This is a genomic window from Lonsdalea quercina subsp. quercina (assembly GCF_000688655.1).
Lineage (GTDB): Bacteria > Pseudomonadota > Gammaproteobacteria > Enterobacterales > Enterobacteriaceae > Lonsdalea > Lonsdalea quercina.
The window spans coordinates 206,299-231,487 of record NZ_JIBO01000010.1 but is presented as its reverse complement, the minus strand read 5'-3'; the positions used below and the strand labels follow the sequence as shown (position 1 = coordinate 231,487).

Annotated in this window: 23 protein-coding genes and 1 other annotated feature; of the genes, 12 read left to right on the top strand and 11 right to left on the bottom strand. The window is 54.6% G+C overall.

The genetic code is table 11. The features are described from left to right. From citE to RZ35_RS11685, 5 genes are all read right to left on the bottom strand, one after another. On the bottom strand, window positions 1-876 hold the full coding sequence (gene citE, locus RZ35_RS11705; protein ID WP_026743477.1) for a citrate (pro-3S)-lyase subunit beta: 876 nt from the start codon (window positions 874-876) through the stop codon (window positions 1-3). Continuing rightward, window positions 876-1,166 (bottom strand): citrate lyase acyl carrier protein, encoded by a 291-nt coding sequence (gene citD, locus RZ35_RS11700; RefSeq protein ID WP_026743476.1) that lies wholly within the window; start codon window positions 1,164-1,166, stop codon window positions 876-878. Before citD ends, citE begins: the two co-directional genes overlap by 1 nt. Window positions 1,167-1,198: 32 nt before the next feature. Further along, window positions 1,199-2,242, bottom strand: a complete 1,044-nt coding sequence (gene citC, locus RZ35_RS11695) for a [citrate (pro-3S)-lyase] ligase (protein ID WP_026743475.1) — start codon at window positions 2,240-2,242, stop codon at window positions 1,199-1,201. Between the two features lie 72 nt (window positions 2,243-2,314). Beyond that, entirely contained in the window at window positions 2,315-3,199 is an 885-nt protein-coding gene (locus RZ35_RS11690) for a fumarylacetoacetate hydrolase family protein (RefSeq protein ID WP_026743474.1), read from the bottom strand. A 58-nt stretch (window positions 3,200-3,257) separates the two neighbouring features. Further along, window positions 3,258-4,622 carry a 2-hydroxycarboxylate transporter family protein gene (locus tag RZ35_RS11685; RefSeq protein ID WP_026743473.1) on the bottom strand — a complete coding sequence of 455 codons (1,365 nt, stop codon included), beginning with the start codon at window positions 4,620-4,622 and terminating at the stop codon, window positions 3,258-3,260. Window positions 4,623-5,050: 428 nt separating this feature from the next. Here RZ35_RS11685 and RZ35_RS11680 point away from each other — a divergent pair, with 428 nt between their 5' ends. Beyond that, complete coding sequence (locus RZ35_RS11680; protein WP_026743472.1) at window positions 5,051-6,694, top strand: ATP-binding protein; 1,644 nt, start codon at window positions 5,051-5,053, stop codon at window positions 6,692-6,694. Further along, window positions 6,684-7,409 (top strand): response regulator, encoded by a 726-nt coding sequence (locus RZ35_RS11675; RefSeq protein WP_026743471.1) that lies wholly within the window; start codon window positions 6,684-6,686, stop codon window positions 7,407-7,409. Before RZ35_RS11680 ends, RZ35_RS11675 begins: the two co-directional genes overlap by 11 nt. Before the next feature lie 10 nt (window positions 7,410-7,419). On the opposite strand, the gene RZ35_RS11670 is transcribed toward RZ35_RS11675, so the two are convergent. Beyond that, complete coding sequence (locus RZ35_RS11670) at window positions 7,420-8,244, bottom strand: SDR family oxidoreductase (RefSeq protein ID WP_026743470.1); 825 nt, start codon at window positions 8,242-8,244, stop codon at window positions 7,420-7,422. Between the two features lie 192 nt (window positions 8,245-8,436). Further along, window positions 8,437-8,559: a sequence feature (His leader region), on the top strand. A gap of 66 nt (window positions 8,560-8,625) precedes the next feature. Here RZ35_RS11670 and hisG point away from each other — a divergent pair. The 8 genes from hisG to hisIE all read left to right on the top strand — a co-directional run bounded on the left by hisG (window position 8,626) and on the right by hisIE (window position 15,694). Continuing rightward, entirely contained in the window at window positions 8,626-9,525 is a 900-nt protein-coding gene (hisG, locus tag RZ35_RS11665) for an ATP phosphoribosyltransferase (protein ID WP_026743469.1), read from the top strand. A 5-nt stretch (window positions 9,526-9,530) separates the two neighbouring features. Further along, window positions 9,531-10,841, top strand: a complete 1,311-nt coding sequence (hisD, locus tag RZ35_RS11660; RefSeq protein ID WP_026743468.1) for a histidinol dehydrogenase — start codon at window positions 9,531-9,533, stop codon at window positions 10,839-10,841. Beyond that, the gene (gene hisC, locus RZ35_RS11655) at window positions 10,838-11,911 is read left to right on the top strand and encodes a histidinol-phosphate transaminase (RefSeq protein WP_026743467.1); all 1,074 of its coding nucleotides are present in this window, start codon (window positions 10,838-10,840) and stop codon (window positions 11,909-11,911) included. Before hisD ends, hisC begins: the two co-directional genes overlap by 4 nt. 15 nt (window positions 11,912-11,926) lie before the next feature. After that, a complete protein-coding gene (hisB, locus tag RZ35_RS11650; protein ID WP_026743466.1) occupies window positions 11,927-12,994 on the top strand; it encodes a bifunctional histidinol-phosphatase/imidazoleglycerol-phosphate dehydratase HisB in 1,068 nt (355 codons plus the stop codon). Continuing rightward, window positions 12,994-13,584 carry an imidazole glycerol phosphate synthase subunit HisH gene (gene hisH / locus RZ35_RS11645; protein WP_026743465.1) on the top strand — a complete coding sequence of 197 codons (591 nt, stop codon included), beginning with the start codon at window positions 12,994-12,996 and terminating at the stop codon, window positions 13,582-13,584. The genes hisB and hisH overlap by 1 nt, the downstream gene beginning before the upstream one ends. Before the next feature lie 6 nt (window positions 13,585-13,590). Beyond that, window positions 13,591-14,328, top strand: a complete 738-nt coding sequence (gene hisA / locus RZ35_RS11640; RefSeq protein ID WP_026743464.1) for a 1-(5-phosphoribosyl)-5-[(5-phosphoribosylamino)methylideneamino]imidazole-4-carboxamide isomerase — start codon at window positions 13,591-13,593, stop codon at window positions 14,326-14,328. Beyond that, the gene (hisF, locus tag RZ35_RS11635; RefSeq protein WP_026743463.1) at window positions 14,310-15,086 is read left to right on the top strand and encodes an imidazole glycerol phosphate synthase subunit HisF; all 777 of its coding nucleotides are present in this window, start codon (window positions 14,310-14,312) and stop codon (window positions 15,084-15,086) included. The genes hisA and hisF overlap by 19 nt, the downstream gene beginning before the upstream one ends. Further along, complete coding sequence (gene hisIE, locus RZ35_RS11630; protein ID WP_026743462.1) at window positions 15,080-15,694, top strand: bifunctional phosphoribosyl-AMP cyclohydrolase/phosphoribosyl-ATP diphosphatase HisIE; 615 nt, start codon at window positions 15,080-15,082, stop codon at window positions 15,692-15,694. The genes hisF and hisIE overlap by 7 nt, the downstream gene beginning before the upstream one ends. A 597-nt stretch (window positions 15,695-16,291) precedes the next feature. On the opposite strand, the gene ihfB is transcribed toward hisIE, so the two are convergent. The 5 genes from ihfB to serC form a co-directional block, all read right to left on the bottom strand. Beyond that, complete coding sequence (ihfB, locus tag RZ35_RS11625) at window positions 16,292-16,576, bottom strand: integration host factor subunit beta (protein ID WP_026740440.1); 285 nt, start codon at window positions 16,574-16,576, stop codon at window positions 16,292-16,294. Between the two features lie 89 nt (window positions 16,577-16,665). Further along, a complete protein-coding gene (rpsA, locus tag RZ35_RS11620) occupies window positions 16,666-18,339 on the bottom strand; it encodes a 30S ribosomal protein S1 (RefSeq protein WP_026740441.1) in 1,674 nt (557 codons plus the stop codon). Between the two features lie 104 nt (window positions 18,340-18,443). After that, window positions 18,444-19,133, bottom strand: a complete 690-nt coding sequence (gene cmk / locus RZ35_RS11615) for a (d)CMP kinase (RefSeq protein WP_026743461.1) — start codon at window positions 19,131-19,133, stop codon at window positions 18,444-18,446. A 185-nt stretch (window positions 19,134-19,318) separates the two neighbouring features. Continuing rightward, window positions 19,319-20,608, bottom strand: a complete 1,290-nt coding sequence (gene aroA / locus RZ35_RS11610; RefSeq protein ID WP_026743460.1) for a 3-phosphoshikimate 1-carboxyvinyltransferase — start codon at window positions 20,606-20,608, stop codon at window positions 19,319-19,321. 90 nt (window positions 20,609-20,698) lie between these two features. Next, window positions 20,699-21,784, bottom strand: coding sequence for a 3-phosphoserine/phosphohydroxythreonine transaminase (gene serC / locus RZ35_RS11605; RefSeq protein ID WP_026743459.1), 1,086 nt, complete (start codon window positions 21,782-21,784; stop codon window positions 20,699-20,701). Window positions 21,785-22,039: 255 nt separating this feature from the next. On the opposite strand from serC, the gene ycaO reads away from it, so the two are divergent. Next, window positions 22,040-23,800 (top strand): 30S ribosomal protein S12 methylthiotransferase accessory factor YcaO, encoded by a 1,761-nt coding sequence (gene ycaO / locus RZ35_RS11600; RefSeq protein WP_026743458.1) that lies wholly within the window; start codon window positions 22,040-22,042, stop codon window positions 23,798-23,800. Between the two features lie 520 nt (window positions 23,801-24,320). Beyond that, window positions 24,321-25,178 (top strand): formate transporter FocA, encoded by an 858-nt coding sequence (gene focA / locus RZ35_RS11595; protein WP_026743457.1) that lies wholly within the window; start codon window positions 24,321-24,323, stop codon window positions 25,176-25,178. The last annotated feature ends 11 nt before the right edge of the window (window positions 25,179-25,189 follow it).

The following is a 25,189-nucleotide window of genomic DNA, read 5'->3' as shown; positions in this document are numbered from 1 at the left end:
TTACTTACGTACACCCGATGCCTGGGCGCGTTCCACTACCCGGCGGGCATGGTCGATAATCGGCGCGTCAATCATCTTGCCGTTGAGCGAGATGACGCCCAGTCCAGCGCGCTCGCCTTCTTCCGCCGTCTTGATCACTAGTTGGGCGTAGTCCACCTCATCTTGTGTCGGCGCGTAGGCGTTATGCAGCAATTCAATCTGACGCGGGTTAATCAGCGATTTCCCGTTGAAGCCCAGTTTGCGGATGAGTTCGACCTCGCGCAGGAAGCCCTCTTCATCGTTAACGTTGGAGTACACCACGTCGAACGCGTCGATACCGGCCGCACGAGCGGCGTGCAGCACGGCACAGCGGGCATAGAACAGTTCGGTGCCGTCTCCGCGTTCCGTCTGCATATCCATCACATAGTCGAAGGCCGCGAGCGCGATGCCGATCATGCGCTTGGAGGACCGCGCGATAGACACCGCATTGATCACGCCGACGGCGGATTCGATGGCCGCCATGATGCGCGTCGATCCCACTTCTCGACCACAGGCTTTTTCAATGCGCACCAGATGCTGTTCCAGTTCGTCGACGTCGTCGGTGGAGTCGGTTTTCGGCAACCGAATCACATCTGCGCCCCCGCGAACCGCGGCTTCCAGGTCCAACAGCCCGAACGGCGTGCTGAGTTGGTTAATGCGCACTACGGTTTCAATATCCTGATACATCGGGTGTTGCAGCGCATGAAACACCAGCAGACGCGCCGTGTCCTTTTCCCGCAGAGATACGGCATCCTCGAGATCGAACATGATGGAGTCAGGCTTATAGATGAATGCGTTGGAGAGCATGGCGGCGCTGGAGCCGGGCAGAAATAGCATACTGCGGCGTAATGTCGACATTAGAGTTTCTCCCATTCAATCTGCTGGGCATCCGCTCCGCGCAGGACGGCGCTCTGCACCCGGGCGCGGATCACGCAATCCAGCGCGCCTTTGTCTTCCACGATGATGGTGCCGTCTTTCACGCCCAACGACGTCAGGGTTTCATCGACGACTTTTTTGATTTGATCTCCGAACTGCTTGATGACTTCACTGTTGATCACGACGGTTAACTGACCTTCAGCAGGGGCGACTTTGACCAGCAAATCGCTGGACTCAAAGGTGCCCGCCAAGGCTTCCTTGACAATCTTCATCTTTATTTCCTGCCTGATACATGAAATGTGAATTACGCGTACTGAGGCTCGCAGTAACGCTGTAAATGCTGCAACGTGGTCGGCGGCACCATGTCCCGAATGGGGTCAAGCTGGCGCAGCTTCAAGAGTTTTCGAACTTCCGAGGCGGAGATAGCCCGGCCTGAGTGTTCGCAGGTGCGCTCGATTTCAATCACCTTGAGCGCAGGCGCCTTCACCCTGCCGTCCTGCTCCAGCCAGTAGTGCATATCCTGATTGTATTGATACGTCACCGGACAGAAGGGTTCTGTCCCGACGAAACGCTGGTTGATCCCGAGCGCGGGGGCGATGTATTTGCGGAAAATAATCAGGTCGATGGCCGCATGGGCTTGGGTGATGAGTTTCTCTTCCTTCAGGAAGTAGCCGGGAAAGGTGGCTTTGGAAATCATATAATCCGAGCCGGGATGCACCGTCAGGTTGGGAATATGTTCAACCCCTTTTTGCACCATCTCCAGCCGCTCGCTATACGGAAAGAAAGAGACGTCTTCGCGTACGACGAAAATATGCAGCCAGTCGCTGGCGCTGGCAGCCTGTTCGGCCAAATAACGGTGACCCAGCGTAAAGGGGTTGGCATTCATCACAATAGAACCGATACGGTCGCCGGGCTGCCGCAAAGCCGNCAGCTTCTGGCAGTACTGTTGAATGCCGATCGGCGTATTTTCCATCAGCACGGCCGTCTCGTCGTAGCTGGCGATGGGGTAAAAGCCGCAGCCGCGGAAAATGGCGATGTTGTCGGGTTTGGTGTAGAGAAACAGATGGAACACGCCACGATCGGCGGCCAGCTGAATGACTTCGTTGACCATCCGCACCCCCAGGTTCAGGTCTCTGAACTCAGGATCTACCGCGACGCATTTGATGGTGTTCGACGCCAGCCCCGCACAGGCCACCAGACGACCGCTGTGTCTCCCGACCACAAAGGTGTTCACGTCATTGTCCATGCCTAACTGACAACGTGTCAGAAACGAGTGGATCGCCTCCAGCTCCTCGGCATGGTCTTTGACATCGAGTGTGGTGATAAAGAAAGACTCATCGTCATACATAACGGTAATCCTGCTTCTGACGGCTATTCAACATAACGGCTAAAAATATCCCCGCGCGAACGGGGACCGAATTTAATGGGTGATCGTGGCTGACGAGGGATGAACGNCTTCGATGCGGCTTTTGGCCTCGGCGATGGTATTGCTCAGCCGACCAAGATGTTCGATGTCGACCTCGATGCGATCGCCGGGGCGCATAAACAGCGGCGGATGACGTTTTTTACCTACGCCGCCCGGAGACCCGGTGATGATGACATCGCCCGGCGCCAACGAGGTAAAGGTGCTGATGTACTCAATCAGCTCCGGCACCTTGTGCACCATGTTGCGGGTGTTATCGTCCTGCACCTGGCTGCCGTTGAGATAGGTGTGAATATTCAGCACCTGCGGGTCGGGGATCTCATCGCTCGTCGTCAGGTAAGGGCCAAACGCACCGGTTTTCGGCCAGTTTTTGCCGGCGGTGAACCAGCTATGCTGCCAGTCTCGTACGGAGCCGTCCATGTAGCAGCTGTATCCCGCAACAAACGATAAGGCGTCTTCGCGCGAGATGTTCTGTCCGCGGCGACCGATGACCACCGCCAGCTCGCCTTCGTAGTCGAATTCGTCCGTGAACTGGGGTTTCAGCACATCGGTCATGTGCCCGGTCTGAGAGTCGGCAAAGCGTACGAACAACGTCGGCGCCGGGTCGACTTGATCAAATTCTTTGCGTTTATCCGCGTAATTCATGCCGACGCACAAAATTTTCCCAGGATTAACGATGACCGGTAAGAAAGTGACATCCGACTCCGCCACATCCGGCGCTTCATCGACCAGGGCTTTCGCCGCCGCCAAGCCGTCTCCCGCCAGCAATGCTTTCAAATCCGGATAACGCTGACCCAATCTGCTGCGCAGGTCAATAAAGCCAGCCGGTGTATAGATGCCGTAGCTGTCTTTTCCGTTGTGGCGGTAGCTTGCAAGTTTCATAATGATTCCCGTATTAAAAATGACCTATGCTGATTCACTGCTTTACTGTCGTACTGAATTAAATCAGGAAGTTCCCGAGGACCAGTAACGCCACGGAAACATTGATTGCACCGCCAATGCGGGTCGCAATCTGGGCGAAAGGCATTAGCACCATGCGATTGCCGGAGGTCAGGATGGCCACATCGCCGGTCCCGCCCTGCCCACTCTGGCAACACGAAACAATCGCGACATCAATGGGGTACATGCCGATTTTTTTGCCGACGAAAAATCCGGTCGCAACCAACGTGACCACCGTGGTGACGATGACGATCAGGTTTGTGATGGTGAAAGCATGCACCAACTCTTCCCACGGCGTAATCGCGACGCCCACGGCAAACAGAATGGGATAGGTCACAGACGTCTGAAAGAATTTGTAAACCACCTGCGATCCTTCCCGAATCCGCGGCGAAACGCCATGCGCTAACTTTACCAACACCGCAGCAAACAGCATGCCAACCGGCGCGGGCAGACCAATGTATTTATGACCCAGCATGCCCACCATATAGAGCATGATGGCCAGTAAGGCGCCTGCGGCCAGCGCGGTCACATCGATTTTGCCACTCAGTTCGGCCGACAACGCCGTCGTCTTCTTGTCATCGTTCGATTTGCCCGGCAGGAGTTCCCCTTCGCCGGTCAGGTGCGGATAACGCTTGCCGAGCTGATTGAGCATCCCCGCCAGCAGGATAGCGGTCAGACCACCCAGCATGACGATGGGCAATATTCTTCCCAGCGCCACGCCCTGGTCCATATGCAGCAGGGTCGCGTAGCCGATGGAAAGCGGTATCGCCCCTTCGCCCACGCCCCCCGCCATGATGGGCAGCACCAGGAAGAAGAACACCTGGAATGGATCCAGGCCCAACGCGACCCCGACGCCGACGCCGACCAACATCCCCACAATTTCGCCACACAGCATGGGAAAGAAAATCCTGATGAAGCCTTGGATTAATGTGTCCCGATTCATACTCATGATGCTGCCGACGATAATGCAGCAAATGTAGAGATAAAGGATGTTGGTGGACTTATAGAACAGGGTGGTAGAGTCGACCACGACCTTAGGCAGCAACCCATAATACACTAGCGCGGAGGGAATAAAGGTAGCGCAAATGGCCGCTGCCCCCATTTTTCCAATAATCGGCAAACGCTTGCCGAATTCCCCGCAGGCAAAACCGAAAAAGGCCATCGTCGCTACCATGACGACGATGTCGCTGGGCAGTTTGCCGTCCAGACAGTCAAGCCCGATTAATAGACCGATCAGAAGGAATAGCGGCAGAGGAATAATACCAATTTTGTATGTATCCAGTACATACCACCATTTTTCTTTAAGCGAACGCTTCACAGAGATTTTATCCTTTACAGCGATATATGAATCATCTGTCGTACTCATGCCCATTCCTCCTTATATTATTTTATCAGCCATTTTAGGAGGTCAAAAACAATTATTGTGTGATAACCTTCAAATTGAAAAATGAGTTTTAATGGCACTTATGGTTTTTAAAGTTTTAATTATTAATCTGATAAAAAACATATGGTTACCAAATTAACATTATTAAACAATTTTCATGAAGATGCCGTTAACTTTCCTCTCCATATGACTGTCGGATATATCCCCTGATTATGTTATAAAAAGGTAATTAAAATGTTCGATATAAAATTCATTTGCCCATAAATGTCTACATATATGCCTGTCTATATTAATCCTGCGTATAGCTTACCTGTCGCCGCTCACAAGAATGGGTACTGCTTATCCCCTTTCACTCCTTTCATGCTAGATTGAACTTTTAGACAAAACAAACTTGGCGGCGTTAGGTCAACATGGCATTCAGGCTTTCATTTCATCTCAGACTCTTCATTTATTTGATGATTTTTTTCTCCCTGTTATTAGCCATGGGCAGCCTTTATTATTATCGCGCGACATCTCAACGCCTCTACAATGAATTGGGCGGGCGGGCGCAGGTGCAGGCAAAAGAGATCGCCGTGATCCCCACGCTTATCACCAGCGTCAAACAACGCGATATCCCCGCCATTGACCTTCTCGGACAGAAGTTGATACAGAACAGCGACGCCAGCTTCATCGTGATTGGCGACCGTAGCGCCGTGCATCTCTTTCACTCCTCGGACGCTCAGCTGATCGGCAGCCAAATGGTGGGCGGGGATAATGCGGAGGTGCTTGCCGGTAAGACCACGATCACCCTACGCCACGGCGGAACTGGCATTTCCCTGCGAAGCAAAGCGCCGATTATGGATGGCGACGAGGTGGTGGGCATCGTGTCCGTCGGCTATCTGAAAACGCATATCGACAGCCTGTCGCTCAGTAATGTCAGCCACGTTCTGTTAGGGATCGTGGCGATTTTCATCGCGCTGTTCCTGTTTTCATGGTGGTTTTCGCGCAACCTCAAAAAACAGATGTTCGGGCTGGAGCCGCAGGAGATCAAACTGCTTGTCCGCCAGCAGCAAGCGCTGCTCGAGTCCATCGACGAAGGCGTCATCGCCATCGACAAACAGTCGCATATCGCTGCGATTAACCATTCGGCGAAAACGCTGCTGGAACTGAACGATCCCGCCGTGACGCTTCGTGGCAGACCGATAGACGAAGTCATCAAGTCCGTCCCCTTCTTTTCCAGCGATGAGATGTGGACCAGCGATACCCACGACGAAATTTGCCGCTTTAATCATGTCACCGTCATCGCCAGCCGCGTGCGGATCATGCTGGAAGACGAACTACAGGGTTGGGTCATCAGCTTTCGCGATAAAAACGATCTCCACACGCTGAGCCTGCAGCTCAGCCAGGTAAAACGCTACGCCAACAGCCTGCGGATATTACGCCATGAGCAGCTGAACTGGACGGCGACGCTGGCCGGGCTGCTGCACCTGGAACGCTACGATGAGGCAATTCGCTATATCGAAGCCCAATCGCAGGGCGCACAGGCCACGCTGGACTTTATCTCCGCGCGGTTCAGCGCTCCCGCCCTGTGTGGATTACTGCTGGGGAAATACGCCAGCGCGCGAGAGAAAGGCCTGCAGATGCTCTTCGACCCTCGCTGCCAGCTGAAGGCTATTCCCGACGCGCTGCGTGAGACGGAGTTGATGTCGATCATCGGCAATCTGCTGGATAACGCGATGGAAGCCACGCTGGCCAGCCCACGGCCGCACGAACCGATTGAAGTCTATATTCATGATAATGAGCGGGAACTGGTGATTGAAATCGCCGACAAGGGCACCGGCATCGCCCCGGAGATAGCCGACCGCATTTTTGACATGGGCGTCACCAGCAAGACCGCAGGCGATCACGGGCTGGGGCTTCATCTGGTCGCAAACTATGTCAATCAGGCCCAGGGAGTGATTGAGGTTTCCGCCAACCCGCCGCAGGGCACTATTTTTTCCGTTTTTATTCCCCGGCATCTTACCGAGACCCACCAGACAGAGACCAACAGGAACACAGCGCATCATGTCAATTGAGAAACCCACGTCGTCGACGGACAAATCGGTCGAAAACTTCGAGGTCCTCATCGTCGAAGATGAAAAACGACTGGCCGACATCCATGCCGAGTTTATTGAAAAGAATTTCAACCTACGCATCGTCGGTATAGCCTCTACGCTGCAGGAAGCGCGGCGATTACTCCAGCAGCATCGTCCCCGTTTAATGCTGCTGGACAACTATTTGCCGGATGGCGAAGGCATCTCGTTGATTGAAAGCGAACTCATGAAAGGAATGAACTGCTCGGTCATTTTCATCACGGCCGCGAGCGATATGGACACCTGCGCACAGGCGATCCGCTGCGGCGCGTTCGATTACATCATCAAACCGGTTTCCTACCCGCGTCTGCGCTCATCGCTGGAGCGCTTTATCCAGTTCGTGAAGGCGCAGTACACCTACAAATACGTCGATCAGCAGAATGTCGACGTTCTGTATCAGCTCCAGTCAAGCGCCGCCCCCACCGGCTCGACGGTGAAAGGCATCGAGGAAAACACCCTGAATTTGATCCAGCAAATCTTCCATGACGCCCCGGAGACGCTGTTTTCAGTCGATGAGGTAGTCGCCCGAACGGGGCTGAGCAAGACCACCGCCCGCCGGTATCTGGAGCATAGTCTGGAGAATCGTTTTCTCGACGTGCAGATGCTGTACGGCAAAATCGGTCATCCCCGACGCCTGTACCGTAAAAATAACGGCTAGAGAGGCTTTGTCAGTTGAGCGGGATCGTCATCGGGTCTGGATGCAAGTACTCGAATCCCAGTTCGCGACAGATAAGCTGCCCATCGACGAGGCGCGCCGCCTCCGGGTCGCCCGCCAAAAATCGGGGCGGGACCAGATGCAGACGCTGCGCCTGCGCGGTATAGAATACTTCCCGGGAGGGATGCAGCGGCGCGCACAAGTTGTAGAGATGTCCGCCATGAGGCAGCTGCAACAGCAGGAGAATAGCCGCGACCACATCCTCCTGGTGAACCAGATTGACACCGTGACTGCCGTTCGGCACGTCGCGGCGCCCTGCAAGGAAACGTCCCGGATGACGTTCCGCGCCCACCAGCCCGGCGAGCCGCACAATATCCACCTCCGTATTCGGCAACGCGTGCAACCACTGTTCCAGCTCAACGATGCTTTGCGCCGTCGCGGTATCAGGCTTCAGCGCGCTGCTCTCCTTGACGATGCCCTGCGTCCGTCCGTAGACCGACGTCGTACTGGTAAACACAATGCGGGAAACGCCGAGAGCCAACGCGCTGTTGACGATCGCTTGAACCGCCTCCAGATAGCCGGCCCCCTCTTGGGACACCTTGCTCGGCGGCAACGTCACAATCAGCGCATCCGTGTTCAGCAGCGCTTCCAGTTCACGGGCTTCGCACTCAGGCTCCGGCGTCAGACGCAGGCGATAACATTCAATCCCTACGTTGCGCGTCGCCTCTACCCCGTCATCCGTGGTTTTACTGCCGGCCACCTGATACCCGCGGCCCATCAACGCCAATGCCAGCGGCATGCCCAGCCACCCTAACCCGATAATCGACACTTTTTTCATTTCACGCTCCCGCCCTGACCAGCTTGTTTCCACCTACTATCCACGCTCAATTCACCATCGCAACTCCAAATGCCCACGCAGAGGTAAAAAACGGTTGCACAACCGATACGACTTAGTTTAGGTTAAGTCCAACACGAGAATTAAATCATCGACATTAGTGGACAATATTATGTTAAGCGTTCTGTTCAACCACCATCATCACCATCACCCTGACTAGTCTTTCAGGCGATTGGTGCTGGAAGACGGTTAGATCTTCCAGTGGCGCAGAACGTTAAAGAGAGCCCTCGGAAGATCATCTTCCGAGGGTTTTTTTATGGCCCCCCGTTTTTAAAAAAGAAGCCTGCATCAACAGGCGCATCAGACAGGAAAATTGAGGTTTATATGCTGGATAAAACACGTTTACGCATCGCGATGCAGAAATCAGGCCGTTTGAGTGACGAATCTCGCGAGTTACTGGCCCGCTGCGGTATTAAAATCAATTTGCAGCAGCAGCGTCTCATCGCTTTCGCTGAGAATATGCCCATCGATATTTTGCGCGTTCGCGATGACGATATTCCGGGGCTGATCATGGACGGTGTCGTCGATCTGGGCATCATCGGCGAAAACGTGCTGGAGGAAGAATTACTCGACCGTCGAGCTCAGGGCGAAGACCCGCGCTACTTTACGCTGCGCCGGCTGGATTTCGGCGGATGTCGCCTGTCGCTGGCAATGCCGCTGGATGAGGAATATACCGGTCCTCAATGCCTGCAAAATAAACGCATCGCCACCTCTTACCCCCACATCCTTAAGCAATACCTCGATAAACAAGATATCAATTTCAAATCCTGTCTGCTGAATGGCTCCGTCGAAGTCGCACCCCGCGCGGGTCTGGCCGACGCCATCTGCGACCTGGTTTCGACCGGGGCAACACTGGAAGCCAACGGTCTGCGTGAAGTCGAAGTGATTTACCGGTCCAAAGCCTGCCTGATTCAGCGCGATGGCGATATGCCTGCGGAGAAGCAGGAGCTGATCGACAAACTCCTGACCCGTATGCAGGGCGTGATTCAGGCTCGCGAATCCAAATACATCATGCTGCATGCGCCCAGCGAACGTCTGGACGAAATCATCTCGCTGCTGCCGGGCGCCGAACGTCCCACCATCTTGCCGCTGGCCGGAGAGAAAAGCCGTGTCGCGATGCACATGGTGAGCAGCGAAACTCTGTTCTGGGAAACGATGGAAAATCTAAAAGCACTGGGCGCCAGCTCGATTCTGGTGCTGCCGATTGAGAAGATGATGGAGTAATCACTATGGCAAACAGCTTCGAAACACTCATTGATTGGCAGGCGTGTTCAGAACCAGAGCGGCAACAGCTGCTGACGCGCCCGGCTATTTCCGCCTCCGGCCAGATCACCGCCATCGTCAGCGACATTCTGGATCGCGTGAAAGCCGAGGGCGACAGCGCCCTGCGCGACTTCAGCGCGCGTTTTGACAAAGCGCAGGTGGACAGCCTGCGCATCAGTCAGCAGGACGTTGACGCAGCGGCCGATCGTCTGGGCGATGACATTAAGCAGGCGATGGCGATTGCCGTACGCAATATCAAAACGTTCCACGAAGCGCAGCAGCTGCCGCCAGTAGACGTCGAAACCCAACCGGGCGTTCGCTGTCAGCAGCTCACCCGCCCCATCGCCAACGTGGGGCTTTATATCCCCGGCGGCTCAGCGCCCCTCCTGTCCACCGTGCTGATGCTGGCGACGCCGGCGACGCTGGCGGGCTGCAACCGCGTCATCCTGTGCTCTCCGCCGCCGATTGCCGATGAAATTCTGTATGCGGCGCAGCTGTGCGGCGTGCAAGAAGTCTTCCAGCTGGGCGGCGCGCAGGCCATCGCGGCCATGGCGTTCGGGACCGAAAGCATACCGAAGATGGACAAGATTTTTGGACCCGGCAACGCCTACGTGACCGAAGCCAAACGTCAGGTCAGTCAGCGTCTGGACGGCGCGGCAATTGATATGCCCGCCGGTCCTTCCGAAGTGCTGGTGATCGCCGACAGCGGCGCCACGCCGGACTTTATCGCTTCCGACCTGCTCTCTCAGGCCGAGCACGGTCCGGACTCGCAGGTGATTCTACTGACGCCGGATCGCGACCTGGCGCAGGCCGTCACCGTGGCGGTGGAACAACAGCTGAGTCAGCTTCCGCGCCGCGAAATCGCTGCTCAGGCGCTGGCGAGCAGCCGCGTGATCATCGCCCGCGACCTGACTCAGTGCGTTGAGATCAGCAACCAGTACGGCCCGGAGCACTTGATCATCCAGACCCGCAATGCGCGCGATTTGGTCGACGATATCATCAGCGCCGGTTCCGTCTTCCTTGGCGACTGGTCGCCGGAATCGGCGGGCGACTATGCCTCCGGCACCAACCACGTGTTGCCGACCTACGGTTATACCGCCNCCTACTCCAGTTTAGGTCTGGCGGACTTCCAGAAACGGATGACCGTTCAGCAATTAACGCCGCAGGGCCTGCTCGCGCTGGCGCCCGCGATCGAGGTGATGGCGCAGGCAGAACAGCTGACCGCCCACAAAAACGCCGTCTCCCTGCGCGTCGCCGCCCTAAAGGAGCAAGCATGAGCATCGACAATCTGGCACGTGAAAACGTCCGTCAGTTGACGCCCTACCTGTCGGCCCGCCGACTGGGCGGCAGCGGCGACGTCTGGCTAAACGCCAACGAATATCCTCAGGAGCCGGAATACCAGCTCACGCTGCCGACGCTGAACCGTTATCCGGAATGCCAGCCGAAACAGGTTATCGAACGCTACGCGGCCTATGCGGGCGTCCGGCCGGAGCAGGTGCTGACTAGCCGTGGGGCGGATGAGGGCATCGAACTGTTGATCCGCGCCTTCTGCGAACCCGGCAAAGATGCCATTCTATTCTGCCCGCCGACCTATGGCATGTACGCGGTCAGCGCCGAAACATTTGGTGTCGAACGCCGCATGGCGCAGAGCACCGCTGACTGGCAGCTGGATATGGACTCGATCGAACGTCAGCTCGACAACGTCAAGGTGATCTACGTTTGCAGCCCGAATAACCCGACGGGCAACCTGGTCAACCCGGAAGATCTGCGCCGCCTGCTAGAACTGACGCAGGACAAGGCGCTGGTCGTTATCGACGAAGCCTACATCGAGTTCTGCCCGGAGGCGTCTACCGTCAGTTGGCTGGCAGACTATCCTCATCTGGTGATCCTGCGCACGTTGTCCAAAGCATTCGCGCTGGCAGGGCTGCGCTGCGGCTTCACGCTGGCGAACGAAGACGTTATTCAGCTGCTGTTGAAGGTGATTGCCCCCTATCCGCTCTCTTTGCCGGTCGCGGACATCGCCGCTCAGGCGTTGAGCGACGCGGGTATCGCCAAAATGAAGAAAAACGTCGCCGGGATACTGGAAAACCGTCGCTGGCTGGCCGACGCGCTGCGGCCGCTCGACTGCGTGGAATCCGTTTTCCCCAGCGAAAGCAACTACCTGCTGGTGAAGTTCGACCCGACGACCCAGGTGTTTAAATCGCTGTGGGAGCAAGGCATTATTCTGCGCGACCAAAATAAACAGCCCGGGCTGGCCGGCTGCCTGCGAATTACCGTCGGCACCCGCTACGAATGCGAACGCGTTATCGCTGCCCTGCAGGCGCTTTCCGGCATCACCACCGCTTAATCTTGAGGAACGATTGTGGGATTGAAATACCTTTTTATCGACCGTGACGGCACGCTGATCGCCGAGCCGCCTGAGGATTATCAGGTCGACCGGCTGGACAAACTGGCGCTGGAGCCGAATGTCATTCCTTCGCTGCTGGCGCTGCAAAAGGCTGGCTTTAAACTGGTGATGATCACGAATCAGGATGGACTGGGCACCGCCTGCTTCCCGCAGGAAGACTTTGATCCGCCACATGATCTGATGATGCAGATCTTCTCCTCTCAGGGAATTGCCTTCGAACGTGTGCTGATCTGCCCGCACCTGCCGTCCGACAACTGTGACTGCCGCAAACCGAAAACGGCGCTGGTTGACGCGTTCCTGAAAGACAACGTGATGGACAGCGGCAACAGCTATGTCATCGGCGATCGGGAAACGGATATCGAACTGGCGAAAAACCTGGGGATCACCGGTCTGCGCTACCAGCGAGACGGGCTGAACTGGGCTGATATCGTCGCCCAGCTGACCCGCCGCGATCGGCACGCGCACGNCAGCCGGGTGACGCGCGAAACGGCCATCGACGTCAACGTCTGGCTTGACCGTGAGGGAGAGAGCAAAATCAGCACTGGCGTCGGCTTCTTCGACCACATGCTGGACCAGATCGCCACTCATGGCGGCTTCCGCATGCAGGTTGAAGTCAAAGGCGATCTGTACATCGACGACCACCACACGGTAGAAGATACCGCGTTGGCGCTGGGCGAAGCATTGAATAAGGCGCTGGGCGATAAACGCGGTATCGGCCGCTTCGGTTTCGTGCTGCCGATGGACGAATGTCTGGCTCGCTGTGCGCTGGATATCTCCGGTCGCCCGCACTTGGAATATAAAGCGGAATTTAACTATCAGCGCGTGGGCGATCTGAGCACGGAAATGGTCGAACACTTCTTCCGTTCGCTGTCTTATGCGATGGCTTGCACGTTGCACCTCAAGACCAAAGGCCGCAACGACCACCACCGCGTCGAAAGCTTGTTTAAAGCTTTTGGCCGCGCGCTGCGTCAGGCTATTCGGGTTGAAGGCGATACGCTGCCGAGTTCGAAAGGAGTACTGTAATGGACGTGGTGATTCTGGATACCGGCTGTGCCAATTTGTCCTCCGTCGCCTATGCGGTGAAACGTCTGGGCTATGATCCGGTCATCAGCCGCGAGTCGGNCGTGGTATTACACGCCGATAAACTGTTTCTACCGGGCGTCGGTACGGCACAGGCCGCGATGAATCAGTTGAGAGAACGCGATCTGATCGACCTGATCAAGGCCTGCACCCAGCCCGTTTTGGGCATCTGTTTAGGTATGCAGCTTCTTGGCAGCGCCAGCGATGAGAACGGTGGCATCGACACCCTGGGCATCGTGGATGCGCCCGTGTTGAAAATGGAAGACAAAGGCCTGCCTCTGCCGCACATGGGATGGAATCAATTGACGCCACAGGCGGGTCACCGCCTGTTCCGCGACATTCCTGAAGACGCTTACTTCTACTTCGTGCACAGCTACGCTATGCCGGTCTGCGCCGATACCATCGCTCAGGCTCAATACGGCGACGCCTTTACGGCGGCCGTGCAAAAAGAGAACTTCTATGGCGTGCAGTTCCACCCGGAACGTTCCGGCGCCGCCGGCGCGCAGTTGATGAAAAACTTTCTGGAGATGTAAACGGTCATGATTATTCCCGCTTTAGACTTGATCGACGGGCAGGTTGTCCGTTTGCATCAGGGCGATTACGGACAGCAGCGGCAATACGGCAGCGATCCGCTTCCTCGCCTGCAGGATTATCAGCAGCAAGGCGCACAGGTGCTGCATCTGGTTGATTTAACCGGGGCGAAAGACCCGGCCGCTCGTCAGATCCCTCTGCTGAAAACGCTGTTGGCAGGCGTCTCCGTGCCGGTACAGGTCGGCGGCGGTATCCGCACCGAGCAGGACGTAGAAGCCCTGTTGGAAGCCGGCGCCCGCCGCGTCGTCATCGGCTCCACCGCGGTAAAAGAACCGGAATTGGTGCAGTCGTGGTTTACCCGTTACGGCGCCGAGGCATTAGTACTGGCGCTGGACGTGCGTATTGATGCCGACGGCGTCAAAAATGTGGCGATCAGCGGTTGGCAGGAGAATTCGGGGATCACGCTGGAGCAGACCGTCGAGCGCTTTCTGCCGTTCGGTTTGCGTCACGTGCTGTGCACCGATATTTCACGCGACGGCACGTTGCAGGGCTCAAACGTCGATCTTTATCGAGAGATCAGCCAGCAATATCCGCAGGTGGCGTTTCAGGCTTCCGGCGGTATTGGCTCTCTGGCAGATATCGACTCGTTGCGCGGCAGCGGCGTGCAAGGCGTCATCGTGGGTCGCGCCCTGCTGGAAGGAAAATTTAACGTAGCGGAGGCCATTGCATGCTGGCAAAACGGATAATTCCCTGTCTCGACGTTCGTGACGGGCAGGTGGTCAAAGGCGTTCAATTCCGCAACCACGAAATTATTGGCGATATCGTTCCTCTAGCGCAGCGCTATGCGCAAGAAGGCGCGGACGAACTGGTGTTCTACGATATTACGGCGTCTTCCGACGGCCGCGTCGTGGATAAAACCTGGGTCTCTCGCGTGGCAGAAGTGATCGATATCCCCTTCTGCGTAGCCGGCGGTATCAAAAGTCTGGAAGAAGCCGCCCAGATCCTGTCGTTCGGCGCGGATAAAATTTCCATCAACTCGCCGGCGCTGGCCGACCCGACGTTGATTTCCCGATTGGCCGACCGCTTCGGCGTCCAATGCATCGTGGTCGGGATTGATACCTGGCATGATGCCGACACCGGGCGTTATCATGTTAATCAATACACCGGCGACGAAAATCGCACCCGCGTCACTCAGTGGGAGACGCTGGACTGGGTTCAGGAAGTTCAGAAGCTCGGCGCAGGTGAAATTGTTCTCAACATGATGAACCAGGACGGCGTCCGCAACGGCTACGATCTGGAACAACTGCGGCAGGTACGAGACGTCTGTCAGGTGCCATTGATCGCCTCCGGCGGCGCCGGCGCTCGCGAGCATTTTCTGGAAGCATTTCAGAATGCACGCGTCGATGGCGCGCTGGCGGCATCTGTCTTCCATAAACAAATCATTAATATTGGCGAACTAAAACAGTTCCTCAAGCAACAAGGCGTGGAGATCCGGGTGTGTTAACAGAACAACAAAGAAGCCAGTTAGACTGGGAAAAAACCAACGGCATGCTGCCAGCTATCGTACAACATGCCGTCTCCGGCGAAGTGCTGATGCTGGGTTATATGAATCCGCAAGCACTGCAGTCGACCGAAGAAACAGGAAAAGTCACCTTTTTCTCCCGCACCAAAAACCGACTGTGGACCAAAGGCGAAACCTCAGGCAATGTCCTGAACGTCGTCTCCATCACGCCGGACTGTGATAACGATACCCTGCTGGTTCTGGCCAATCCGGTTGGCCCTACCTGCCATACCGGCACAAGCAGCTGCTTCGCACCGGCCGCCAGCCAATGGCAGTTTCTGTTTGAGCTGGAACAGCTGTTAGCCAGCCGCAAGAGCGCCGATCCGGAAAGTTCCTACACCGCGCGGCTGTATGCCAGCGGCACGAAGCGTATCGCACAAAAAGTCGGCGAAGAAGGATTGGAGACTGCGCTGGCCGCAACGGTACATGACAGGGAGGAATTGACCAACGAAGCCTCCGATTTGATGTACCACCTGCTGGTACTGCTTCAGGATCAGGACTTGGATCTGGCGACCATTATAGGCTGTCTGCAACAACGTCATACCCAGTAATCGCCCCTCTACGTGGGTCACCCCTGGAGTCGCTGGGGTGACCCACATCTCGAAATTCGCGTGTACATCCCCGATAGCGACGCCAGCCGCTGTCTGCATGTCACCCAAATCGGCTTAGTTCGCCTTATCACACACCGAGCTAATTGTCCTCGCCGAGGTCCCGGTTTTAAAGCATCCGGCACGTGCGTCAGCCCTGCTCCTCATCATTTCTGAGGATGTTTAATGGTCTACACCTTTGACGTCTCAAAAACGCTGCATATCGGCTATATGATGCCTCAGTACACTGCGCCGTACATTCGCCGCCGCTGCCGCTTTCCCTTTTCCCCTCACAGAGGCTGCCACTCAGACCACGTCGCTTGACGTTGCCATGGCTGGTCGTTTCGCCTGAGTCTTTCTGGCATACCTCTGACGATTAGTGATGACCGATAGATTTATTCAAGTCACTCGCCCCACAATCATTAATAATGATAGAGATAAGCTAGTGGGCCGAATCTCAGATAGAAAAAAGGCGCCTTTTAAGGGCGCCTTTTAGAATTTTTACTTAGCTGTCTGTTGCACGTAATGCCGCGCAAGAGGGCGTTTAACTACAACCGTTAATCAGCCGTAGATATTCGCACGATCGCGCAGTTCCTTGCCAGGTTTGAAATGAGGAACGTATTTACCTTCAAGTTCCACCTTTTCACCTGTCTTCGGGTTACGTCCGACACGCGGTGCACGGTAGTGAAGTGAGAAACTGCCGAACCCACGGATCTCAATACGATCGCCTTCTGCCAGCGTACTCGCCATCTGCTCGAGCATCTCTTTCACCGCGTCCTCGACCAACTTGGCCGGGATATGAGATTGCTGTCCAGCAAGTCTTTCAATAAGCTCAGACTTGGTCATAGTTCCTCCAAGTATATGGTCTCTTAAAAACCATAGTAACTTACTACCGTTTGAGNCCGGGCGGCATGGCGCCACCCGGTCCACCGTGATTATTCGCCTTTAGCTGCTTTGAAAGCTTCAGCCATTGCATTGGAGAAGTTGCTTTCGTCCTGTTTGTTGTTAACAGAAGCGATTGCATCTTTCTCGTCAGCTTCGTCTTTAGCACGAACAGACAGGCTAACTACGCGATTCTTACGGTCAACACCGGTGTACTTCGCTTCAACGGAATCGCCAACGCTCAGAACCAGAGTTGCGTCTTCAACGCGGTCACGCGCGGCTTCAGAAGCACGCAGGTAACCTTCAACGCCATCAGCTAATTCAACTGTAGCACCTTTAGCGTCAACGGCAGTAACTTTACCCGTAACAATCGCACCTTTCTTGTTCATAGACAGGTAGTTGTTGAACGGATCTTCAGCCAGCTGTTTAACGCCCAGGGAGATGCGCTCACGCTCTGCATCAACCTGCAGGACAACGGCAGCGATTTCGTCGCCTTTCTTGTACTCGCGAACAGCTTCTTCGCCAGCGACGTTCCAGGAGATGTCGGACAGGTGAACCAGACCGTCAATGCCGCCGTCCAGACCGATGAAGATACCGAAGTCAGTGATAGACTTGATCTTACCTTCTACGCGGTCACCCTTGTTGTGGGTTTCAGCGAACTGCTGCCACGGGTTGGATTTGCACTGTTTCAGGCCCAGGGAGATACGACGACGTTCTTCGTCGATATCCAGAACCATAACTTCAACCACGTCGCCCACGTTGACCACTTTAGACGGATGGATGTTTTTGTTGGTCCAATCCATTTCGGAAACGTGAACCAGACCTTCAACGCCTTCTTCGATTTCAACGAAGCAGCCATAGTCAGTCAGGTTGGTTACGCGACCCGTCAGACGAGTGCTTTCCGGGTAACGTTTAGCGATAGCAACCCAAGGATCCTCGCCCAGCTGTTTCAGACCCAGAGAGACACGGGTACGTTCGCGGTCGAATTTGAGCACCTTAACGTTGATTTCATCGCCAACGTTGACGATTTCGCTCGGATGCTTAACGCGTTTCCAAGCCATGTCAGTGATGTGCAGCAGGCCGTCAACGCCGCCCAGATCAACGAATGCACCGTAGTCAGTGAGGTTCTTAACGATACCTTTAACTTCCATGCCTTCCTGCAGGTTTTCCAGCAGCTGATCGCGCTCTGCGCTGTTTTCGGATTCGATAACTGCACGGCGGGAAACCACAACGTTGTTACGTTTCTGGTCCAGCTTGATCACTTTGAACTCAAGCTCTTTGCCTTCCAGGTGCAGCGTGTCACGTACCGGACGCACGTCTACCAGGGAGCCAGGCAGGAACGCACGAATACCGTTCAGCTCAACGGTGAAACCACCTTTAACTTTACCGTTGATAACACCAGTAACAGTCGCAGCTTCTTCGTAAGCTTTTTCCAGCATCAGCCATGCTTCGTGACGCTTAGCTTTCTCACGAGACAGCAGCGTTTCGCCGAAGCCGTCTTCGACAGCGTCCAGTGCAACGTCAACTTCATCGCCAACCTGAATTTCAATTTCGCCCTGCGCGTTCTTGAACTGCTCAGCCGGAATGGCGGACTCAGATTTCAGACCGGCGTCAACCAGTACGACATCTTTGTCGATAGCAACAACAACACCGCGAACGATGGAACCCGGACGGGTTTCGATTTCTTTCAGGGATTCTTCAAAGAGTTGAGCAAAAGATTCAGTCATGTTGATAATCTTAGGGTTTCTTAATTTAACGTCCATCTGGCATCCTGCTCGATGGGGCTGTTTCACATACCTCGCTACGCATCCTTACAGCGAGGTGGGATTATTTATTGGTTTGCCGGACCCAGCTTTTGACTTACATAAGCCAGCGCCCTTTCAACCACTTCATTTAACGACATCTCGGTCGAGTCCAGCACCAGGGCTTCCGGCGCCGGCACCAACGGTGCTACGGCTCGATTACGATCGCGATCGNCGCGTTCTTTAATCTCGGATAAAAGACGTTCAAAGTTAACACTAAAGCCTTTCTCCTGCAACTGCAGCATGCGGCGTTGCGCACGCTCTTCCGCGCTGGCGTCGAGAAAAATCTTCACGGCCGCATCGGGAAAGACGACGGTTCCCATATCCCGTCCATCGGCAATGAGGCCGGGCGCTTCGCGAAAAGCGCGTTGACGCCGCAGCAGCGCCTCACGTACGCGGGGAAATGCCGCTGTCTGCGACGCCGTGTTGCCCACTTCTTCAGTGCGAATTGCCAGACTGACGTCTTCACCTTCCAGTACGACTTTCAACTGCCCGTCTTCGGGAACGAAACGGACATCAAGGTGCGTCGCCAGCGGCACCAACGCTTCTTCAGAGTGGATATCCACCTGGTGATGCAAAGCCGCCAGCGCCAATACGCGATAGATAGCGCCTGAATCCAACAGATTCCAGTGCAACGCTTCCGCTAATGCCTTGCATAGCGTGCCTTTACCCGCGCCACTCGGCCCGTCAACCGTAATTACCGGTGCAGTCACCGCCATGTTCTTCTCCTTCACACAGGGAAAATCTTCGTGCCATTGTAGACAATAAAGTCAGCTATTATACGCCGACATAGCGATAAACATTAAATAAAAGGCTTGCACCTGCTAAATATTCGGCGAATTCTTATACAAATAGCGAATAAAACTATTCAGGGAGGTAAGCGCCCCCCCTGAAAGCAGAGGCATTAAGCAAACTGACTCAGTCTGGCCAATTGTTCAAAATAATCGGGGAAGGTTTTCGCCGTGCATTTAGGGTCGAGGATCGTTACCGGCGTATCAGATAATGCCAATAACGAGAAACACATCGCCATGCGGTGGTCGTTATACGTACCGATTTCAGCTGACGTCAGCTGTTTCGGCGGAGTGATGCGGATATAGTCATGCCCTTCTTCTACTTCAGCGCCGGCTTTACGCAACTCGGTGGCCATCGCGGCTAAACGATCGGTCTCCTTGACGCGCCAGTTGTAGATATTGCGCAGCGTGGTAGTGCCTCCCTCCGCAAACAGGGCCGTAGTAGCGATGGTCATGGCCGCGTCGGGAATATGGTTCATGTCCATGTCGATCGCATGTAGCGCATTGCGCTCGCATTCGATGTAGTCATCGCCCCAACGGATAATCGCCCCCATTTTTTCCAGCACATCGGCAAAACGAACATCGCCCTGAACGCTGTGGCGACCTACGCCAGTCACTCGCACCACTCCGCCCCGAATGGCGCCGGCAGCCAGAAAATAGGATGCAGAGGACGCATCCCCTTCCACCAAATAATCACCCGGAGAACGATAGCGCTGTTGCCCCGCAACCTGGAACGTTTGATATCCCTTATTTTCAACGGTGATGCCGAACGATTCCATCATATGCAAGGTGATGTCGATGTACGGCTTGGAAACCAAATCACCCTTGATACTGATACGCGTATCCTGAGGCGCCAGCGGCGACATCATCAGCAACGCCGTCAGGAACTGACTCGATACGCTGCCGTCCACCGTAATATCGCCGCCCTGGAAACCACCGCGCAAACGCAGCGGCGGATAGTTTTCCTGCTCCAGATAGTCGATGCGCGCGCCACCCTGACGCAGAGAATCTACGAGGTGACCGATGGGACGCTCTTTCATGCGCGGTTCGCCTGTCAGGACGATATCCCCTTCGCTTAGGCACAACGCGGCAGCCAGCGGACGCATCGCAGTTCCGGCATTTCCAAGGAACAATTCGAGCGGCTCACTGACATGAAACGGATGGCCTAGTCCCACGATGTCGCACTGGGTACGGTCCGCAGACAATTGATAGCTGACGCCTAACGCCTTGAGCGCATTCAGCATGTGACGTACGTCATCGCTATCCAGCAAGTTGGTTAAGCGCGTCGTGCCTTCCGCCAGCGCCGCCAATAGCAACGCGCGGTTGGATACGCTTTTCGAACCAGGGAGATTGATCGTGCCGTTAACACGTTTTACGGGTTGTAGGGTCAGGGATTCCTGCATGAGAATTGTTGTCTCCAAAATATTGATATAAAAACCCCGGTATCAGACCGGGGTTTTTATATAGAGCGACCACGGCCGCATGATGCGGTATCAGCCGTGGCGACGTTCGAAATCAGCCATAAACTCGGTCAAGGCCTTCACGCCTTCCAGGGGCATCGCATTATAGATGGATGCACGCATGCCGCCAACGGCACGGTGCCCTTTCAACGCATGCAGGCCAGCGCTCTGCGCTTCTTGCAGAAATACGCTGTCCAGCGCGGCATCCGCCAGCAGGAAAGGCACATTCATGCGGGAGCGGTTGGATGCCGCTACATCGTTGCTATAGAAATCACTGCGATCGATGGCGGAGTAAAGCAGCTCGGCCTTGGCCTGATTCTTCTTCTCCATCTCGACCAACCCGCCCTGCGCTTTGAGCCATTTAAACACCAGCCCGGAGAGATACCAGGCAAATGTCGGCGGCGTATTATACATGGAATCGTTGTCGGCCAGAATTTTGTAATCCAGCATAGACGGTAATTCCCGGCGAGATTTACCCAGCAAGTCGTCGCGTACAATCACCAGCGTCAGGCCGGCAGGACCGATGTTTTTCTGTGCGCCAGCATAGATTACGCCGTAGCGAGTCACATCAATGGCGCGGGACAGAATGCTTGAGGAGTAGTCGGCCACCACAACTTTGTCGCCGAACTCAGGCTGCTCTTCGATGGCCATGCCGTCGATGGTTTCATTCGGGCAGTAATGGACAAAAGCGGCATCGTCCGACAGCGCCCACTCGCGCATTGGTTTTACTGCCCGCAGGCCATCCACGCGCGTTTTCACGTCAATGACGTTAGGCGTGCCATATTTCTGCGCTTCATTAATGGCGCTGTGGGCCCAATAACCGCCATCGATATAGTCAGCTTTGTGATTGTCGCCCAACAAGTTCATCGGCACCGCCGCAAATTGCGCACGCGCCCCGCCGTGGCAAAAAAGGACTTTATAGTTGGAGGGGATATTGAGGAGATCGCGCAGATCCTGTTCTGACTCGGTGGCGACCCGGATAAATTCTTTGCTACGGTGGCTGATTTCCATCACTGACGTCCCCAGCCCCTGCCAGTTACACAATTCCTGTTGCGCTTGACGCAATACATCGGTCGGCAGCATCGCCGGACCGGCGCTAAAATTAAAAACCTGAGTCATTTCCCCTCACCACATTCTGTCTAAAATATAAAAAAAATGGCGACCTGAGTTGTCGCTGGTTTTGCTTGATTATTGGTTTTATCACTCGTTATTCGCGCCTGCAACGCTTATTCACCCCGGTTGCCGAAAACGTTGCCAACCGCGAGCCGATGCCGTCCTTCCACCTGTTGCCCGCCTGTTACAGAGAATAAATAGAGTCGGCGCATAAAAGGCCGTATCATGCCTTTTTTGCAAAAAAACAACCGAGTGAGCAACATGACCCAAACGTTTATCCCAGGCAAAGACGCCGCCCTGGAAGACTCCATCGCCCGTTTTCAACAGCAGCTCCAAGACCTGGGGTTCAATATCGAAGAAGCTTCTTGGCTGAATCCGGTGCCTAACGTCTGGTCTGTCCATATCCGCGACCGTGATTGCGCGTTATGTTTTACCAACGGTAAAGGCTCAACGAAAAAAGCGGCGTTGGCTTCCGCGCTTGGCGAGTATTTCGAGCGTCTGTCCACCAACTATTTCTTCGCCGATTTCTATCTGGGCCAAACCCTCGCTCACGGTGACTTCGTCCATTATCCGGACGAAAAATGGTTCGCCCTGCCAGAGGACGATACGCTGCCCGACGGCATCCTCGACGAGCGGCTGCACGCTTTCTACAATCCTGAACAGGAACTGGCCGCGAGCGNCCTTATCGATCTGCAGTCCGGCAACGCCGAACGCGGTATCTGCGCGCTGCCTTTCACGCGCCAGTCCGATCTTCAGACGGTTTATATTCCGGTCAACATTATCGGCAATCTGTATGTTTCCAACGGGATGTCTGCTGGCAACAGCGCTAACGAAGCGCGCGTTCAGGGACTTTCCGAAGTGTTCGAGCGCTATGTTAAGAACAAAATCATCGCGGAAGCCATTAGCCTGCCGAAAATTCCGGCGGATGTGCTGTCCCGCTATCCCGGCGTTGTCGAAGCCATCACCACGTTAGAGCAGGAAGGTTTCCCGATTTTCGCCTTTGACGCCTCTCTGGGCGGAAAATACCCGGTGATCTGCGTGGTGTTGTTCAACCCGGCCAACGGCACCTGCTTCGCTTCGTTCGGCGCGCACCCTAACTTCGGCGTCGCGCTGGAGCGCACTGTGACGGAGCTGTTGCAGGGNCGCGGGTTGAAAGATCTGGATGTCTTTACCCCGCCGACGTTCGACAATGATGAAGTCGCCGAGCACACAAACCTGGAGACGCACTTCATCGACTCCAGCGGTTTGATCTCCTGGGATCTCTTTAAAGACGAGTCCGATTACGCCTTTAGCGACTGGGATTTCAGCGGTACGACCGAGCAGGAATTGGCGACGCTGATGGACATCTTCCGGACGGAAGACGCAGAGGTGTATATCGCTGATTATGAGCATCTCTCCGTTTACGCCTGCCGTATTTTGGTACCCGGCATCTCAGATATTTATCCCGCCGAAGACCTCCTGCTGGCCAATAACAGCATGGGCGCGCATTTGCGCGAGACCTTACTGACTTTGCCTGACAGTCAATTAGAACAGGAAGAGTATCTGGGGCTGCTGCAACAACTCGACGACGAAGGGCTGGACGACTTCACCCGCGTACGCGAACTGTTAGGTATCGCGACCGGCAAAGATAACGGCTGGTTCACGCTGCGAATCGGAGAACTTAAATCCATGCTCGCGCTGGCGGGCGGCGATCTGGAACAGGCGCTAAACTGGGTCGAATGGTCACGGGATTTCAACCAGTCTGTCTTCAGCCAGGAACACAGCAACTATTATCGCTGCCTGCAAACCCTCTTGGAACTAGCGCTGGAACCGGAAAGAGAGGCGGCACAGTATTACGATGCGTTAGTTAAGATGTACGGCCAGAATACTGTTGAAGATGCCAGCGCGGCCATCGCGGGCGAATCCTGCTTCTATAAGCTTTTCTCTGTCGATGCCTCTCTGACCGCTTTGCCAGCTCATCAGTCTCTGCTGGCGGCCTATGAAAAGCTGCAACAGGCCAAACGTAAACACTGGCAGTCTTAACCGTCCTATCAGTACGGCAAGCTTATGCTTGCCGTGTCTCAACATGATCCCGTTTTTTATTAGTTGGGTATATATTTACACTCTGATGGATTCCCATTGCTGCAACAATGCTTTACACTCCCCGCGGCTGTTCACCCCGGTTTCCGTTTTTCATCAGTCAATATTATTTTTGATTGAGCTAGGGTTATTTTTTTCTAACACCTTAATTTAATTATGGATATTATTTTCGATGTTACTGGTTGGTTAAATTTCGACTGATGGCGATGAACTTAACCGCTATAATTACGATATAAGCGCGGTTTTTTAATAAAAAACACCTATTTCAATGTATCCGATTAAACGTTTTTTATATTTTTTAAAAAATATTTTTTCGTTAAAAATCATTCGGTTAACCTAAATTTCATCGCATAACAGACGGTCCAATACCCACNAAGTACCCGCCGTTATGATCCATATCAAATTTCGCATTAATATGCTTTGTTAATATCACTGCGCTGATAAACTTTAAGAGAGAGTTAGTGTGAAAGCTGACAACCCCTTTACTCTGCTACTACCGACAGCAATGGCAAAAGTTGCTGAAGATGCAGGTGTCTATAAAGCGACAAAAAAACCGCTTACTACATTTTCCCTCGCGATATGTGCGGGAGTTTTCATCTCCATCGCATTTGTTTTCTACATCACTGCCACGACCGGGTCAGCCACTATGCCTTTCGGCATGGCCAAGCTGATCGGCGGTATCTGCTTTTCTCTAGGGCTGATGCTAGTGGTGGTCTGCGGCGCAGATTTGTTTACGTCCACCGTGTTGATTCTTGTGGCTAAGGCCAGCGACCGCATTACTTGGCGTCAGTTAAGCTGTAACTGGGTGAACGTTTATTTTGGGAACCTGGTGGGAGCGCTGATCTTTGTTGCGCTGATTTGGTTCTCGGGCGAACACACGGTCGCTAACGGCGCATGGGGCTTGAATGTTCTGCAGACAGCGAATCACAAGCTGGAGCATACGTTCACTGAAGCGCTGAGCCTCGGCATTCTGGCAAATCTGATGGTCTGTCTGGCCGTCTGGATGAGTTACTCCGGCCGTACCCTGCTCGACAAATGTCTGGTCATGGTTTTGCCGGTAGCCATGTTCGTGGCCAGCGGCTTTGAGCATAGCATTGCAAACATGTTCATGATTCCCATGGGAATTGTGATTAAAAACTTCGCTTCGGAAGAGTTCTGGCATGCCATTGGGATGGCGCCGAGCCAATTCGAACACCTGACCATCCACAATTTTATTGTCGATAACCTGATCCCGGTCACTATCGGCAACATCATTGGGGGCGGGTTGTTGGTAGGCTTAACTTATTGGGTTATTTATTTGCGCGGTGGAGACAAGCACTAGGGTGTTATCGG